Source organism: Emticicia sp. BO119 (genome assembly GCF_013912375.1).
Taxonomy (GTDB): Bacteria; Bacteroidota; Bacteroidia; order Cytophagales; family Spirosomataceae; genus Emticicia.
Genome location: NZ_JACETV010000014.1, coordinates 43,419 through 58,795 on the forward strand (window position 1 = coordinate 43,419; position 15,377 = coordinate 58,795).

A 15,377-nucleotide genomic window follows, 5' to 3' on the forward strand; every position below is an offset into this window, starting at 1 on the left:
CTTGCTATTTTACCAGATTCTCACCCTTTTCTCAGGGGCACGATACATTTTATCGCCTGGTTTTATATTAAAAGCTTCATAAAATTCATCCATATTCACAATCGGGCCATTCACACGAAGAAAGTTTGGGGCGTGTACGTCTGTCATGATTCTATTAGCTAAGGCTTCGTCGCGCGTATGCCCCATCCAAGCCAAAGCCCATCCTAAGAAATAGCGTTGAAGGGGTGTAAAACCGTTGATTTTCTTACCTGATTTATATTGCTCGGTTTTCTTGAAAGCCTCCAAGCCTAAAATCACACCGCCCAAATCAGCAATATTTTCTCCTTGGGTAGCCTCACCTCTTACATACATAGAATCTAAAACTACATAGTTATCAAACTGCTCAATGATTCCTTTTGCTCTTTTATTGTATTCTTCCCCATCTTTCTTTGTCCACCAGTCAGTCAGATTACCTTTTTCGTCGAACTGTCTGCCCTGGTCGTCAAAGCCGTGTGTAATCTCATGCCCGATGGTTGAGCCCCCGGCATAGGCATAAATAATAGCATCATCTAATTGCTCATCTGTAAAACCCGCTACAAAGAAAATAGCCGCAGGCAATACGATTTCATTATTTGATGGATTATAGTAGGCATTATAAGTCTGTGGAGTCATACCCCATTCTGTTTTATCAACAGGCTTACCAATCTTATTAGTCTCATACAAATACCACCATTGATTGGCTCTGATGATGTTTTGTACATACGAATCTTTTTTGATGTCTAAAGACGAAAAATCTTTCCATTTATCAGGGTAGCTCACCTTAGGCATCACCGTCGAGAGTTTCAATAAAGCCTTTTTCTTGGTGCTGTCCGACATCCAGTCTAATTTTTCAATGCGCTCTTTATAAGTACTGAATATATTCTTCACCAGTTCTTCGTATCGCTTTTTGGTTTTATCAGAATAGTAATTCTTTATAAAGAGCTGCCCTAAAGCATCTCCCAACAAGCGTTCCTCAGCATCTAATACACGTTTCCAGCGAGGCTTCATTTCTTTTACCCCGCGCAAGATAGTTCTGTAAAAATGAAAGTCTTCTTTGGCAAACTGGCTACTTAATTCACTGGCATAATTACTGATAAAATTCCATGTCAGGTATGCTTTCCAGGTATCTATCGGCGTAGTTTTCAATAATTTATCAACGGCTGTATAAAATTCAGGTTGGCCAACAATGGCACTTTTCACCTGTGGCATTTTCATCCTGACAAATAAATCTGTGAATTTCATTGAAGGTGATAACTTATCTAATGCTGCCAGATCCATTTTATTGTAGTTCTTATAGGGATCTCTCAAAGCCTCTATCTTGCGGGAATTTTTGGCTAAAGTTTCTTCTAATGCATATACCCTTTCCATGTTTTTGGTAGCTGTGGCATCATCGTTACCTAACAACTTAAACATACGTTGTATATGCGCCTTGTATTCTTTACGGATATTGGTATTACGGCTATCTGTATTAAAATAATAATCTCTTTCTGGCAGACCTATACCTCCCTGATAAAGATGTAAAGCTTGCTCTTCACTATTTTTCTCATCCTGAAACACATAATTGCCAAACAGCGTACCCATACCATAGGTCTGTTGCAAAGCCACTTCGTTTAGCACACCTTGTAAATCTTTGATGGTGACAATACGGTCTAAATCTGATTTGACAGGACTGAGTCCTTGTTTTTCAATACCCAGACTATCCATGCCTGTAAACCAGAAATCGCCAATTTTCTGCTCATTTGAGCCAATATTACCAGATTGTTTGGCTGATTCTTCATTAATGGTTCTTAAACGCCCATAGGTTTCTTCCTGTACCATACTGCCGATACCCCAGCTACTTTCGGAAGCAGGGATAGGGTTCTTTTTCAACCAGTTACCGACGGCATATTTAAAAAAATCATCCTTAGGCGATACAGTAGTATCCACCACTTCTTTAAGAATATCTCTTTGGGCAGATTCGGAAGAGTTCGATTGACAGGAAGTAAGGGAAATTCCGGAAACTAATAAAATGCCCGATAGCAAAACTTTAGGTAAAGTAAGAGCTTGCATAGATTAAAAGTGTTGAATGAAAATGATTGTTAAATTTGAGAAGATTTTCTGAAAAACTTATTCATCTCGTATTTAAAAATACATATATGCTAAAAATATTCTTCGTTGCCTGTACTACTCTTGCTCTGATACTACTAATAGTAAATGCGTGTGGCCCATCCAAGAAGCATCCTGATGAAGAAAAAAAGCCTATTGCTGAAAGCTTCAGAACTTATGACCTTGCAAATCCTGCACAAAAGATAAAACTCGCTAAAAGCCTGAAAGAAATATCCGGCTTATCTTATTATAAAGACAATCAATTGATATGTGTAAATGATGAAGAGGGGAAAATTTTTATTTATGACCTCGGGAAAGAAGATATTATTAAAAAAACAGACTTTGGTAAGTCTGGCGATTATGAAGGAGTAGAGTTTGTAGGTAATGAAGTGTTTGCTATGAAAAGCAATGGCAAAATTAAAGCCTTTAACATTAATGGCAACGGTGAAAGAGAAATTGATTGCAGGAATGATGATGTAGTAGAGTACGAAGGGTTAGGTTATGATAGCCCGTCTAATTGTTTATTATTAGCAACTAAGGAACACATAAAAGCCAAAGATGAGGTAAAGGTTATCTATAGTTATGATTTGACAAATAAACAACTGGCTATCAGATTTACTATTACTAAAGAGATGATAACTCTGCCGGATGATAGAACAGGCTTCCGTCCTTCTGGTATTGCTGTACATCCATTAAGTAGTGATATTTATATTATTGCCTCACAAGGTAAAAAGTTGTTGATACTGACCAATAAAGGGATAAAGAAAGACCTGATAGTATTAAATGAAAAACTATTCATTCAACCGGAAGGGATTTGTTTCACGCCATCAGGCGATTTATACATCTCTTCGGAAGGAGAAGATAAGAAAGGTTATATATTGAAATTTATTTCCAATTGAGCGGGATTTAATACGCATTTTTGTTTGTTCTGATATAAACAAAATAGCTTTTCAATTAGCAAAGATGTATAGTTTCTTTGACCTTTTAGCTTTGTCAAGATAATCAAAAAGGGTTTTGTGAATAAGCTATTTTGTCTAATTTTGCATCAAAATTTATAATAACCAGAAAATTATATATTATGGCACAGTATGATGTTATAGTACTTGGGAGTGGGCCGGGCGGCTATGTTACCGCAATCCGTGCTTCACAATTAGGCATGAAAACTGCCATTGTTGAGAAAGAAAACCTTGGGGGTATCTGCCTGAACTGGGGTTGTATTCCAACAAAGGCTTTGTTGAAGTCTGCCCAGGTGTTTGAATATATTAAACACGCAAAAGATTACGGAATTGAAGTAGGTGAGTCGAGTGCTAATTTTGAGGCTGTTATTAAACGCTCGCGTGGGGTAGCTGAAGGCATGAGCAAAGGGGTTCAGTTTCTGATGAAGAAAAATAAAATTGATGTAATCTACGGAACCGGAAAAGTTAAACCGGGTAAGAAAGTAGAAGTTACCGATGCGGAAGGTAAAAAGACTGAGGTAGAAGGTAAATACATTATCATTGCTACTGGTGCAAGAGCCCGTCAATTACCTAATATTCCGATTGATGGCAAAAAAATTATTGAATACCGCAAAGCAATGAGCCTTGAGAAAAAACCGGATTCGCTATTAGTAGTAGGCTCTGGTGCTATCGGTGTCGAATTTGCTTATGTATATGCCAGTATGGGTACTAAAGTAACTATTGTAGAATTTATGCCAAATATCGTTCCGGTGGAAGATGAAGATATTTCTAAAGAACTGGCTAAATCTTACAAAAAAGCTGGCATTGAAATCTATACCAATTCAAGTGTTGAAAAAGTAGATACAAGTGGGAACGGTTGTGTTTCGACGGTAAAAACACCAAACGGAGAAATCAAAATCGAAACAGATATGGTGCTTTCAGCAGCCGGAATTGTAGCGAATATCGAAAATATTGGTCTGGAAGAAACAGGCATTGCTACCGATAGAGGTAAAATTACCGTTAATCAATGGTCAGAAACTAACGTGCCGGGTTATTATGCTATTGGTGACGTAACACCAGGCCCTGCTTTAGCACACAAAGCATCAGCCGAGGGTATCATCTGTGTTGAGAAAATAGCAGGGCATCACCCGCAACCGATGGATTATAAAAATATTCCTGGTTGTACTTACTGTACACCCGAAATCGCTTCGGTAGGTTATACAGAAAAAGCAGCAAAAGAAGCCGGATACGAAATTAAAGTGGGTAAGTTCCCGTTCTCGGCATCAGGTAAAGCAAAAGCGGCAGGTAGTCCGGAAGGTTTCGTAAAAGTAATTTTTGATGCCAAATACGGTGAGTGGTTAGGTTGCCACATGATTGGAGCTAACGTAACCGAAATGATTGGCGAAGCCGTTGTAGCCCGTAAACTGGAAACAACAGGTATGGAAATCATCAAATCGGTTCATCCGCATCCGACCATGTCAGAGGCTATCATGGAAGCAGCAGCAGCAGCTTATGGCGAAGTGATACATTTATAATTATTACATAGATATAATTATAAAAACGGGTGCTTACCTTAAGCGGTAAGCACCCGTTTTTTTGTGCAAATAGGCCGAAATTTCAGACCGTCTACAAATACAAAAGGGGCAAAAATTGCCCCTTTTGTACCACCTTTTTTAACCTAAACACTACCCTAAAAACGCGCGGAGCATCCATGCCATTTTTTCATGCTGCCCCATGAAACCTGTGAGTAAGTCAGTGGTAACTGCATCTCCCAGTTTTTCATCTATATCTTCAATGTCTTTACGCAAATTTGTTATAAACGCTTCGTGGTCTGCTAACAAATGGCTTATCTGAGCATCTTGTTTGTCTTCGTAAGGCCCTTCTTTTAATCGGGTTGTTGACAGAAAATCTTTCATTGTACCATTAGACTGATGTCCAAGTTGTGTGATTCTCTCTGCAATCTGGTCTATTATATCTCTGAGAACTTTATACTGGTCTTCATAAAATTTATGTAATTCCATAAAACGAGGACCTTTGATATTCCAGTGATAATTACGGGTTTTTGTCAATATCACATGTTCGTCTGCTAAAATAACCTGTAATAAATCAGCAATTTTTTTAATATCATTCTCGGGTAAACCAATATGGGCTTTCATGACTATAAAGTTGTGTGTATCTTATGCCTGCTTCATTTTTGAAGAAGTAAGCTTCACTCGTTTCATGAAATTATTGAATTCATGATTCTGAGAACCTCTCGTTCTGCCATCCCAGTTCTGCGTATTGTTATTCACAAATTTTAGCAAAACCACCGCCATACTGAACATGGTAATTATTCCGATTATGAAGATGATGGGTGTCATGATTTCAATAATTTGATGAAACGATTCTTATGCCTTAATATTTAAAAACTTTGTACCATATATTTTCCGGGGACATAAAGGCAATTTTTTTAAAAAAACTGGGGAAAATGTGGCATTTTGGGAAAATAAGTGTGGATTTTTTACCCCAATTGTGGTTTTATCCATAGTATTGGCAGATGGTATGTATTATTTATGGTTATATCTATCTACTCTAAATACGCTGTATTATTAAAACATATTTTAAATTTAAGCCACAGCCACTTATGAAATTGTTAAAAGCAAAACTGAAAGAGTATTATTCTTTTGCCGAAGAAGTGTTCTCCGAATTCAGCACCGACAATGCTACCAAGTTGAGTGCCTCCTTATCTTATTATACTATTTTTTCTTTGGCTCCCATGCTTGTAGTTATTATTTCGGTAGCAGGTATTTTTTATGGCCGGGAAGCCATACAAGGTCAACTGTATGGACAAATTGACTGGCTGATTGGTAAAGATGCCGCCGCCCAGGTAGAAGAACTAATTAAAAATGCAAGACTCTCACAAAAATCAGGGTTAGCGGCTATTATCGGTACGGTTACACTTATGCTTGGGGCAACAGGGGTTTTTGCCGAGATTCAAGACTCTATTAATTTTATCTGGTCTTTAAAAGCTAAACCTAAATCGGGAATACTAAAATATCTGTTTAACAGATTATTATCATTTTCGTTGATACTCTCTTTAGGTTTCCTTCTCATTGTTTCCTTATTAGTAAATACCTTCCTGGATATTTTCAGTCAGCGATTGCAGCTACTTTTTGAAAACATGACCGTATATTTATTTATGTTTCTCAATCTGACAATAGTATTCTCTGTTATTACACTATTATTTGCTACCATATTTAAAGTATTACCCGATGGTAGAATAGCCTGGAAAGATGCTTTTTTAGGAGCAGGTGTAACGGCTGTGCTGTTTATGGTAGGTAAATTTCTGATAGGGTATTATTTAGGGCAATCGAAGATTACAAGTACCTTTGGGGCCGCCGGCTCTGTAGTTATTATTCTGCTTTGGGTATATTACTCATCAACTATTCTCTTCCTGGGGGCGGAATTTACCAAAGTCTATACCCGACATTACGGCACACCTATACAACCAAACAGGAATGCCGTTTTATTAGTAAAGAAAGAAATAGAAGTAAAAGAACCGAAAATTCATTAAAATTATGGAGACAAAATTCAATTCAACCAAAATCAGAACACTGCAAATACTTAACTTTTTGTTTTTTTTAGCAATGGTATTTGTGAATTTTCTGGCTAATTTTTTACCAATTAATGGTAAAAATACAGGTGAGGTATCTGCACAATATCCCAATTTATTCGTTCCGGCACCACTTACGTTCGCTATTTGGAGCGTTATCTATTTATTATTATTTGTTTTCTGTATTTATCAGATGACCTCCCTGTTTAAATCAAAGATAGACCCATATGTAGGTGAGGTTGTCAGAAGAATCAATATTGCATTTATTCTTACCTGTATCATTAATATCTGCTGGATTGTGGCCTGGCATTATGACTTCATTGTGGTGAGTGTCATATTAATGCTTCTATTGCTTAGCAGATTGATTTATATTGATACGCAAATCAGATTGTTAGAGCCACATCTTACTAATGCTCAGAATTTTGTTGTTAAAGCACCTTTTGGTTTATATTTGGGCTGGATTTGTATTGCTACTATTGCCAATATTACGGCTCTATTGGTAAGCTATGGTTGGCGAGGTTTTGGAATGAGCGAAGAATCATGGACATCGATGATGGTGCTGGTAGGTTCGTTGATAGGGATTGTTGCTATATTACGCTTCAATAATTTCTATATTGGTCTGGCGGTTATATGGGCCCTGAGTGGTATTATCGTCGAACGTAAAAACGACAGCGTCTATTATGAATATATTGTGCTGAGTGCCTGGGCAGGTATTATTATGGTAGCTATAAGCGTATTTATAGAGTTATTCAGAGGAACATTCAGAAAACGACAGCCATTAGCACATGACCGTGTTTAAAAATCAATAATAACAGCAAAAGGCTATCATAAAAATGATGGCCTTTTATTAGCTCAAAGAAAAAGTAATAATAAACTCTGTACCCTTTCCTACTTCTGAATTAACGTCGACAGTAGCTTTATGCGATTGAATGATATTAAGTGTGGCGGCAAGACCCAAACCAATACCATTATTTTTGGCTGTAAAATAAGGTTCAAACAACCGACTCATATTCTCGGGGCTGATACCTGTACCATTGTCTTTAATGGAGATAAAATAATAGTTATTAGTTATGTAGCTTTTTATTGTCAATTGTCCTTTCCCTTCTTCCATCGCTTCTACGGCATTGATAATAATATTTAGCAAGGCAATTTTTATTTTATTGCTATCAAGATTTAATAGTACATCTTCTCCATATTGTTTTTCTAAAGCTATGCTTTTCAGGTTGATGCGATCAATTGCCTGTTCGAGGGTTTCATCTAAAACCTGATGAATTGATATTTTACTGAAGGCCAGTTCGGAGGGTTTGGAGTTATTAAGCAACTCAGTTATCAGATCACTGATACGTTGTCCATTCCGTTTAATAATTCCCAAGAACAGTTTAGAGTCTTCATCTTCCATTTCACCTTCCAATTGCTCTACCGACAAATGGATATTTGTGAGGGGGTTTCGCACCTCATGCGCCAAAGTGCGAACCAGACGACCTGTTGCAGCCATTTTCTCTAACATCATGGCTTCACGCTCGGCTTTACGCTGAGCAGTTACATCATGAATAATACTGAGAAAAGACTCTTTACCTTCACTGTTTTTCTGTTTCTGGGCATCAATCAGGCAAATCTTTCTTTCGCCTTTTTTTGTAAGGAAAATTGCTTCAAATTTATCTATATTACCTTTTTCTTCAAGTTTTTCGTTGAATAAATGCCATATTTCAGGCTTTTCAAAGATTTTGGCAGTACTCATATTATTAAGTTCTTCTGCTTCATAGCCAAGCATCTCTAAGGTGGCAGGGTTATAGTATATAAAACTGCCATCTTTGGGTTGGGTAACAATAATACCCTGCCGCACATGATTGAAGATAGTACGGTACTGCTGCTCACTTTCCCGAAGGGTTTTAAGGGTATCGGCCCGCTCAAGTGAATACCTGATACAGCGTTCGAGTTTTTCTGAGTCTAATTCGCTTTTTATCAGATAATCCACAGCTCCCAATCTCATAGCTTCCATATCAATTTTATGGTCGCCTTTACCAGTAAGCAGAATGATGGGGCTCTGGCAGCCATCCTGAATTGCTCTTTTTAATAGGTCAAGACCTGTTTTAGCGCCTAATAAGAAATCAAAGAAACAAATGTCATATTCGCAGGATGTTACTTTCCCAACAGCTTCATCAAAGTTTTTTGCCCAGTCAATGGCAAATTTTTTACCTCTTATATCATTTAGGTAATCGCTTGTCAGGAAAAAGTCATCTTCATCATCATCTACGATTAACACCCTGATTGTGTCAAGATCTTTCATGAGTTATATTTTGGTAACTGAACAATATCAAACCAGTAATTGCCAAGGTTCTTCATTACTTCTACCAACTCAACAAATGTAACTGGCTTGGTAACAAAACTATTTACCCCTAAATCGTAGGTACGCAAAATGTCTTCTTCGGCTTTTGAGGTAGTAAGAACAATTACGGGAATACTTTTCAATTCGTCATCAGATTTAATTTCTTTTAAACACTCACGGCCATCTTTTTTGGGCATGTTAAGATCGAGAAGTATTACTCCCGGCCGTGGTGAACTTTCTGGGTCAGTATATTTTCCTCTTCGTTTCAGATAGTCCATCAGTTGAGCACCATCTTCTACAAAGCGCAGTTCGTTTAATAAAAAATTTTCTTCTAAGGCTTCTTTGGTCATGCTCCTGTCATCCGGGTCATCATCAGCCATTAAAATCACAATACTTTTTTTATCTTTTTGAATTTGAATCATTATGTTTTAGTATTAGCGAGCTCAGGTTTAAAATCCATGTTACTCGTGGACGAATTCTCTTGATTACCAAATATTAAAGGTTATAGCTTTTCATTTTATTATAAAGCGTTTTTCTGTCAATACTTAGTACCTGCGCTGCTTTACTTTTATTATAATTCACCTGTTTTAACACTTGTAAAATCATTTCATATTCAGCATCGAGTGCCGCAGATTTTAAATTAGGCTTGACCGGCTCCTCTTGTTTCGGAGCTATATCTTCAGTAATAATCGGCTGTGTAGGCTCCGAAAACAATAATCTTGAATAGTTGATTATTTCAAATGGCAAAGATTTAGACTCTATATAGTCTCCATCTGAAAGTAATGTTGAGCGTTTCACTACGTTACGCATTTCGCGAAGATTACCATACCAGGGATAACTAAGAAAAGCGGCTTTTACGTCTTCGTCAAAACCTTTTACGTCTTTTCCCAATTCAGCATTAGTAGTTTCGAGAAAAAACTGGGCAAACTCCATAATATCGGTCTTGCGATCTCTTAAAGGTGGAACATCAAGGCTAAACTCATTGAAACGATGGTATAAGTCTTCTCTGAATTTACCCTTCCGGCAAGATTCCATCAGACGCTCGTTAGAAGCAACCAGGATTCGCACATCAACCGATATTTCTTTATTACCACCTATCCGCCGTAGTTTTCTTTCTTGTACTACACGTAGTAAGGCTACCTGAACATCATACGGTAGGTTGGCTACTTCATCTAAGAAGAGTGTGCCTCCATTAGCCATTTCAAAGTGTCCGATTTTTTGATTTAAGGCCCCGGTAAAAGACCCTTTTTCGTGTCCGAACATTTCACTGGCAGCTAATTCTTTTGAGATTGCCCCGCAGTCCATAGCTACAAACGGGCCATTTGCTCTTTTGCTTCTTTTGTGTATTTCCTGTGCGATTGATTCTTTACCAGAGCCACTTTCGCCATAGATAATCACACTATAGTTGGTCGGAGCCACAAGGTCAATTTGCCGATAAAGGTTTTTAGATTCAGGACCACTGCCAAAAATATAACTGGAGTCTGATTTTGTCCTCGGAGATTTACTGACCGATTTAGTAACGGAAGTTTCTTTCTCTCCGGTTGTTTGCATACTGCCTTCTGGTCTCTCTCCTCCTAATGCTTTTTTAATTGTAAGCAGGATTTCGTCAGGAAATAAGGGCTTAGTGATATAGTCGAAAGCACCTTGTTTCATTACATCAATGGCAATTTTGATATCAGAATAACCAGTAATGATAAGTACCGGAACTTCGGGAAAACGTTCTTTGATTTTTCTTAAAATTTGCCCTCCATCTAAATCACCTAAACGAAAATCGGTCATGACCAAATCAGGAGAAAATTCTTCTAATAAACTCAGGCCAGTTTGTCCACTTTGGGCAATAGCCACTTCATAGCCGTTTTTACTTAAAAAACGGCGAAGCAAAAGACAAATATCAGTGTCATCATCAATAACAAGGATACGTTGCATAAGTAATATATGGTTGGTTTAAATAGTTATATCTGTTATAAAACACGTCTTAATTGTGCCGATTGGATACCCAGATGGTCACGGTATTTTGCAACTGTCCGGCGTGCAATAGGATACCCCTTTTGTGCCAGTAAATCGGCTAACTGAAAATCATTTAACGGGGTGTTTTTATCTTCATTTGAGATTAAAGTTGCCAATGTCTGCTGGATTTCACGATTAGACACTTCAGTACCTGAATCAGTGAAAATACCACCCGAGAATAAGTCTTTTAAATGAATTGTTCCAAAAGGCGTTTGGGCGTATTTGCCGCTGGTTACTCTTGAAACCGTCGAAATATCCATACTTATAATCTCTGCCACGTCTTTTAGAGTCATGGGTTTTAGTTTTTGCACATTTCCGGTCTTAAAAAACTCTTCCTGCAGTTTTACCAACGTTCGCATGGTTTTGAGCATCGTGGTTTCTCTTTGCTGAATCGCATCTATCAACCAGTTAGCTGCCGAAACTTTAGTATGGATATAGTGCGTTGCGGCTTTATCTGTATTACCCTGTAATAAATCCTGAAAAGAGTTATTTACTTTTAGTGGCGGAATCTGATTACTATTCAATGAAACTTCAATTTTATTGTCTTCAAAGAACACAAGATAGTCTGGTATGATATTATCCTTAACCAGAATAGAGCTGGTGTTTTCTTCTGAAACAGGTTTAGCATTCAAAGAAGTAATCAGGCTCATTGCTTCTTTAAGCTTCTCAGTACAGATTTCCCGCGAACGCATAATTTTCTCGTAGTTGCGTACGGCAAGGTCGTCCAGATTATTCAAGACAATCTCATAAGCCAGGTCTACATCGTAGCCTTGTTCGCGTTTATAGTCTAATTGTAGTAAGAGACACTCCTGTAAATTTGATGCACCTATACCGATGGGGTCTAACTGGCGGATAACTTTTATCATTTCTTCTACATCCGGCACATCAACAAAAATATTGTTAGTAAAAGAAACATCGTCAGCAATAGCTTCTGCATCATATTTCAGAAAACCATGTTCGTCTAAGGAGTCAATAATGAAATCTCCTAATAAAAGCTGACGTTCGTTTAAAGCTAAAACATGTAGTTGTTCTTTCAGATCTTCGCGCCATGAGATTTGCTGCACAATAGGAGCTGAGTAAAAATCATCGTCAGAACTATAATTATTGAGTTGTGTTTTGTAGTTGGGAGTATCATCATCATACTCGTCCCAATCAAGGTAATCAGAATTACTACCTTGCATTAAGTCTTTTTCGTCTCGGTCAAAATCGTCTGCCTCTGCAATATCATCATTAGCAGGTGCTTCTTCTAACAATGGATTTTCTTCTAATTCTGTTTTTATGTGCTCTTCAAGCTCCAAAGTTGAGAGTTGCAAAAAATTAAGCAACTGTATCTGAGACGGAGAAATTCTTAAAGTTTGTTTCTGGGTCTGGCTGAGATTTAGCATGGCATAATGTTTTATATAAGCCTATATATATCAATTTATAGCCCACATCTGGATAAGTCAGAAAAAAACAAAAAAACTAATTGTAATATTTTGATTATCAATACCTTACAAACGAAACATTTTTTTTCACTTTTTAACTTTAAAATTTTTACATTCACAAATAATGTAAAAAACTCTACAATGTGTGGACAAAAATCCACATTTTTTTTAATTTAACCACTTTTCTAAGCGCAATAGCACTATACTATGAAAAAAAGTCTACAGTTTATTTTTTCTTCGTTTGCCATATGTGTTGTGTTATTAGCCATATTAAGCTGGACTTCCTACCAGAAAATTAAAGACTCCACTAACTATGCTATATCTGTTGAGCATACACACGAAATAATGAGAAAAAGCGAGGAGCTTATTTCTATTCTGAAAGACTTTGAAACAGGCCAAAGAGGTTTTATGCTGACCAGAGAAAGAGTTTTTTTAGAACCTTATTATAAGGCTGAAAACCAGATAAATAATGTGTACAGGACATTGCGGTTTCAGGCCAGAGATAATCCATTGCAGATAAAAAGATTAGACACTCTGAGAATTGCTATCCGGACTAAGATTCGTTTATTAAGGCTGAATATAAGAGAAGCTAAACAGAATGAAGATTTAGATAAAGAATCTTTACTGTTGGGTAAAAAAGAAATGGATGAAATACGAGGAGTTGTGAATCGGTTTCAGGCAACTGAAAGACAATTGTTAGCCCAAAGAAGAGACCTGAAAAGCAAAACCGATAAACAAACAACCAATGTTTTGTTATTATTGTCGTTTTTTTCTTTTGCTTTATTGATTGTAAGCTTTTTACTGATATTTCTTGAGCTTCAGAGAAGGCTAAAGTTTCAGCATGAATTAGAAAATAAGATTGATGAGCTGAATCGGTCGAATGCAGATCTGGAACAATTTGCCTATGTTTCTTCCCATGACCTTCAGGAACCTTTAAGGAAGATAAGGGCATTTAGTGATAGGTTAGCAAGAAAACATAATGATTCGCTAAATGAAGATGGCAAAGAAACACTTGAGAAGATTACTTATTCGGCCGAACGAATGCAGACGCTGATTAATGACCTGCTTGATTTTTCGAGATTGGTAAACAGAAAAGAAATTGGTTTTCAGGAAGTGAACCTACAAGAAATTGCCGGAAGGGTAATTAATGACTTATCAGTAAAAATTGAAGAAAAAAAAGCACAGATAAATGTTGAAAAATTGCCGTATATTTGGGGCATTTCTTTTCAGTTAAACCAGTTATTTCTGAATTTAATCAGTAATGCGTTAAAATTTACGGCTGAAGAAAGAACACCTGTTATAGACATTAACTATAGTTTAGTAAAAGGTGTCGAAATAAAAGATATTGAGAAAATCAGGAACGAGCTTGATTACCATAAAATAGTGATTAGCGATAACGGTATCGGCTTTGAAGAAGAATATGCTGAAAAAATATTTGTTATTTTCCAGCGGCTTCACGGACGAGGTCATTACGATGGTACCGGAGTCGGGTTAGCAATTTGCCGCAGGATTATGAGTAATCATAACGGTTTTATTTTTGCTGAAAGTCAGTTGGGCGAAGGTGCCAGATTTATATTATATTTCCCTACAAAATAATAAATCTTAAGAATGAGTGTATTTTCAATCCTCATCGCTGACGACGATGAAGATGACAAATTTTTGTTAAAATCGGCTTTTGAAGAGAGCGGGATAAATGCGCCATTGTCTTTTGTAGATAATGGGCAAGAGTTGTTAGATTTTTTGCAGAAAGCAAAAAAGTTGCCGAGTATCATTCTTTTGGATTTGAATATGCCAAAAAAAGACGGGAGAGAGGCATTGAAAGAAATAAAGGAGAATCCGAAGTTCAGGAGTATTCCTATTCTGATACTTACTACGTCAAATTCGCCGGAAGATATACGAAACTGTTATTTTCTCGGTGCAAATTGTTTTATAACAAAACCCTCAACTTTTGAGGGTTTAATGAAAGTGATTGGCGAACTGAATAAATTCTGGTTCAATATTGCCACTATTCCGACGAAACCGTAGTAGGAGTATGCCCATTTACATGAACTACCTGAATAGGCCGTGGTTTTTCTTCGGTTATATCTTTTACCCAAAGTAAAGCTCTTTCAACAAAAGAGGGCTTATCTTCTTTGGATACGATTTTCAGCTCTGCGGGTTTTTCATCTGTTACATCTTTAACCCATAGCAGGGCTTTTTCTACTAAAGAGGGCTTTTCAATAGACAAGCCTTTAACCTCGGTCAGTAAGGGTTTAGGAGTCTCTGTAGTTATGTCTCTCACCCACTCAATCCCTTTCTTCATAATATTATCCTTATTGTTGTGAATAACATTCCCTGCAAAGTTTTTCAGAAAGAATGGCACTAATACTTTCAGTGGCCAGGGCGCTCGTCTTAAAAGACCATTTCTGATTACAGAATCTACCCCAAGCCCTAAACCTACATTCAATAGCCCTTTATTACGGTTAGTCAGGAAATTCCCTAAGAAACTCACTATGTGGCGGGCAGGACTCAACTCTTCTTTGATAGCATCTATACTGCTTCTCATTTTGGTTTTAGACAACTCAATTTCGTTTTTGAGTCTTGCTCTTTCGGCCTTGAGGTCATGAATATTTTTAATTTTCGGCTTCATAGTAGAATTTATGAATTAAAGCGTTAATAACCGGAATTTTAATAAAGGTTTCTCTTCTTGCATAAACAATAAACCCTACAATAGCATAAAAGCCTGCTACAATAAACAAACCATAGGCAAGGTTATTCAGACTTTGGCCAATAACCCAGGCAACACCTAAACTTAAAAAGAAAAGCACAAACAAGGTAATTACACCCACAATAATGATAGAAGTAGCAGATGAAATAGCTTCAGCAGTTTTCTCAGCAGCATTGAGTACACCTAATTTCCAATGCGCTTCCAGATGATTAGTCAAATCGTCAAATATATCTCCTGTTTTTTCCTTAATGTCGTCGTAGATTTCCATAGCAATAGGTGCTTT

The 15,377-nt window shown here is 37.1% G+C and carries 15 protein-coding genes; 6 read left to right on the top strand and 9 right to left on the bottom strand.

The window, feature by feature from the left end; translation table 11 throughout:
* Positions 1–9: 9 nt before the first annotated feature.
* Entirely contained in the window at positions 10–2,067 is a 2,058-nt protein-coding gene (locus tag H1R81_RS26540; protein WP_181843790.1) for a M13 family metallopeptidase, read from the bottom strand.
* 86 nt (positions 2,068–2,153) lie between these two features.
* Between H1R81_RS26540 and H1R81_RS26545 the strand changes: the two genes are divergently transcribed.
* Positions 2,154–3,002: an SdiA-regulated domain-containing protein gene (locus H1R81_RS26545; protein WP_181843791.1), complete on the top strand. Its 849-nt coding sequence runs from the start codon at positions 2,154–2,156 to the stop codon at positions 3,000–3,002.
* A 179-nt stretch (positions 3,003–3,181) separates the two neighbouring features.
* Complete coding sequence (lpdA, locus tag H1R81_RS26550; RefSeq protein WP_181843792.1) at positions 3,182–4,573, top strand: dihydrolipoyl dehydrogenase; 1,392 nt, start codon at positions 3,182–3,184, stop codon at positions 4,571–4,573.
* A 150-nt stretch (positions 4,574–4,723) separates the two neighbouring features.
* Here the strand turns inward: lpdA and H1R81_RS26555 are convergent, their stop codons facing one another.
* The gene (locus H1R81_RS26555; RefSeq protein WP_181843793.1) at positions 4,724–5,194 is read right to left on the bottom strand and encodes a Dps family protein; all 471 of its coding nucleotides are present in this window, start codon (positions 5,192–5,194) and stop codon (positions 4,724–4,726) included.
* Between the two features lie 21 nt (positions 5,195–5,215).
* Entirely contained in the window at positions 5,216–5,398 is a 183-nt protein-coding gene (locus tag H1R81_RS26560) for a hypothetical protein (RefSeq protein ID WP_181843794.1), read from the bottom strand.
* Positions 5,399–5,661: 263 nt separating this feature from the next.
* Here H1R81_RS26560 and H1R81_RS26565 point away from each other — a divergent pair, with 263 nt between their 5' ends.
* Positions 5,662–6,591, top strand: coding sequence for a YihY/virulence factor BrkB family protein (locus H1R81_RS26565; protein ID WP_181843795.1), 930 nt, complete (start codon positions 5,662–5,664; stop codon positions 6,589–6,591).
* Positions 6,592–6,595: 4 nt separating this feature from the next.
* Positions 6,596–7,429, top strand: coding sequence for a tryptophan-rich sensory protein (locus tag H1R81_RS26570; protein ID WP_181843796.1), 834 nt, complete (start codon positions 6,596–6,598; stop codon positions 7,427–7,429).
* Positions 7,430–7,477: 48 nt separating this feature from the next.
* Here H1R81_RS26570 and H1R81_RS26575 read toward each other — a convergent pair whose 3' ends face one another.
* The 4 genes from H1R81_RS26575 to rpoN form a co-directional block, all read right to left on the bottom strand.
* Positions 7,478–8,917 (bottom strand): ATP-binding protein, encoded by a 1,440-nt coding sequence (locus H1R81_RS26575; protein ID WP_181843797.1) that lies wholly within the window; start codon positions 8,915–8,917, stop codon positions 7,478–7,480.
* Positions 8,914–9,378 carry a response regulator gene (locus H1R81_RS26580; RefSeq protein WP_181843798.1) on the bottom strand — a complete coding sequence of 155 codons (465 nt, stop codon included), beginning with the start codon at positions 9,376–9,378 and terminating at the stop codon, positions 8,914–8,916. The genes H1R81_RS26575 and H1R81_RS26580 overlap by 4 nt, the downstream gene beginning before the upstream one ends.
* A gap of 73 nt (positions 9,379–9,451) precedes the next feature.
* On the bottom strand, positions 9,452–10,882 hold the full coding sequence (locus tag H1R81_RS26585) for a sigma-54 dependent transcriptional regulator (RefSeq protein WP_181843799.1): 1,431 nt from the start codon (positions 10,880–10,882) through the stop codon (positions 9,452–9,454).
* Positions 10,883–10,917: 35 nt separating this feature from the next.
* Entirely contained in the window at positions 10,918–12,348 is a 1,431-nt protein-coding gene (rpoN, locus tag H1R81_RS26590) for an RNA polymerase factor sigma-54 (protein WP_181843800.1), read from the bottom strand.
* 246 nt (positions 12,349–12,594) lie between these two features.
* Here rpoN and H1R81_RS26595 point away from each other — a divergent pair, with 246 nt between their 5' ends.
* A complete protein-coding gene (locus H1R81_RS26595) occupies positions 12,595–13,983 on the top strand; it encodes a CHASE3 domain-containing protein (protein WP_181843801.1) in 1,389 nt (462 codons plus the stop codon).
* Positions 13,984–13,995: 12 nt separating this feature from the next.
* Entirely contained in the window at positions 13,996–14,412 is a 417-nt protein-coding gene (locus H1R81_RS26600; protein ID WP_181843802.1) for a response regulator, read from the top strand.
* On the opposite strand, the gene H1R81_RS26605 is transcribed toward H1R81_RS26600, so the two are convergent.
* Positions 14,393–15,016 (bottom strand): hypothetical protein, encoded by a 624-nt coding sequence (locus tag H1R81_RS26605; protein ID WP_181843803.1) that lies wholly within the window; start codon positions 15,014–15,016, stop codon positions 14,393–14,395. The genes H1R81_RS26600 and H1R81_RS26605 overlap by 20 nt on opposite strands.
* Positions 15,000–15,362, bottom strand: a complete 363-nt coding sequence (locus tag H1R81_RS26610; protein ID WP_181843804.1) for a phage holin family protein — start codon at positions 15,360–15,362, stop codon at positions 15,000–15,002. Before H1R81_RS26610 ends, H1R81_RS26605 begins: the two co-directional genes overlap by 17 nt.
* Positions 15,363–15,377: the final 15 nt, after the last annotated feature.

What these genes read in the sequence shown, in the direction of transcription:
- H1R81_RS26540 (WP_181843790.1), bottom strand. Translation starts at nt 2,067, where the DNA reads ATGCAAGCTCTTACTTTACCTAAAGTTTTGCTATCGGGCATTTTATTA.
- H1R81_RS26545 (WP_181843791.1), top strand. Translation starts at nt 2,154, where the DNA reads ATGCTAAAAATATTCTTCGTTGCCTGTACTACTCTTGCTCTGATACTA.
- lpdA (WP_181843792.1), top strand. Translation starts at nt 3,182, where the DNA reads ATGGCACAGTATGATGTTATAGTACTTGGGAGTGGGCCGGGCGGCTAT.
- H1R81_RS26555 (WP_181843793.1), bottom strand. Translation starts at nt 5,194, where the DNA reads ATGAAAGCCCATATTGGTTTACCCGAGAATGATATTAAAAAAATTGCT.
- H1R81_RS26560 (WP_181843794.1), bottom strand. Translation starts at nt 5,398, where the DNA reads ATGACACCCATCATCTTCATAATCGGAATAATTACCATGTTCAGTATG.
- H1R81_RS26565 (WP_181843795.1), top strand. Translation starts at nt 5,662, where the DNA reads ATGAAATTGTTAAAAGCAAAACTGAAAGAGTATTATTCTTTTGCCGAA.
- H1R81_RS26570 (WP_181843796.1), top strand. Translation starts at nt 6,596, where the DNA reads ATGGAGACAAAATTCAATTCAACCAAAATCAGAACACTGCAAATACTT.
- H1R81_RS26575 (WP_181843797.1), bottom strand. Translation starts at nt 8,917, where the DNA reads ATGAAAGATCTTGACACAATCAGGGTGTTAATCGTAGATGATGATGAA.
- H1R81_RS26580 (WP_181843798.1), bottom strand. Translation starts at nt 9,378, where the DNA reads ATGATTCAAATTCAAAAAGATAAAAAAAGTATTGTGATTTTAATGGCT.
- H1R81_RS26585 (WP_181843799.1), bottom strand. Translation starts at nt 10,882, where the DNA reads ATGCAACGTATCCTTGTTATTGATGATGACACTGATATTTGTCTTTTG.
- rpoN (WP_181843800.1), bottom strand. Translation starts at nt 12,348, where the DNA reads ATGCTAAATCTCAGCCAGACCCAGAAACAAACTTTAAGAATTTCTCCG.
- H1R81_RS26595 (WP_181843801.1), top strand. Translation starts at nt 12,595, where the DNA reads ATGAAAAAAAGTCTACAGTTTATTTTTTCTTCGTTTGCCATATGTGTT.
- H1R81_RS26600 (WP_181843802.1), top strand. Translation starts at nt 13,996, where the DNA reads ATGAGTGTATTTTCAATCCTCATCGCTGACGACGATGAAGATGACAAA.
- H1R81_RS26605 (WP_181843803.1), bottom strand. Translation starts at nt 15,016, where the DNA reads ATGAAGCCGAAAATTAAAAATATTCATGACCTCAAGGCCGAAAGAGCA.
- H1R81_RS26610 (WP_181843804.1), bottom strand. Translation starts at nt 15,362, where the DNA reads ATGGAAATCTACGACGACATTAAGGAAAAAACAGGAGATATATTTGAC.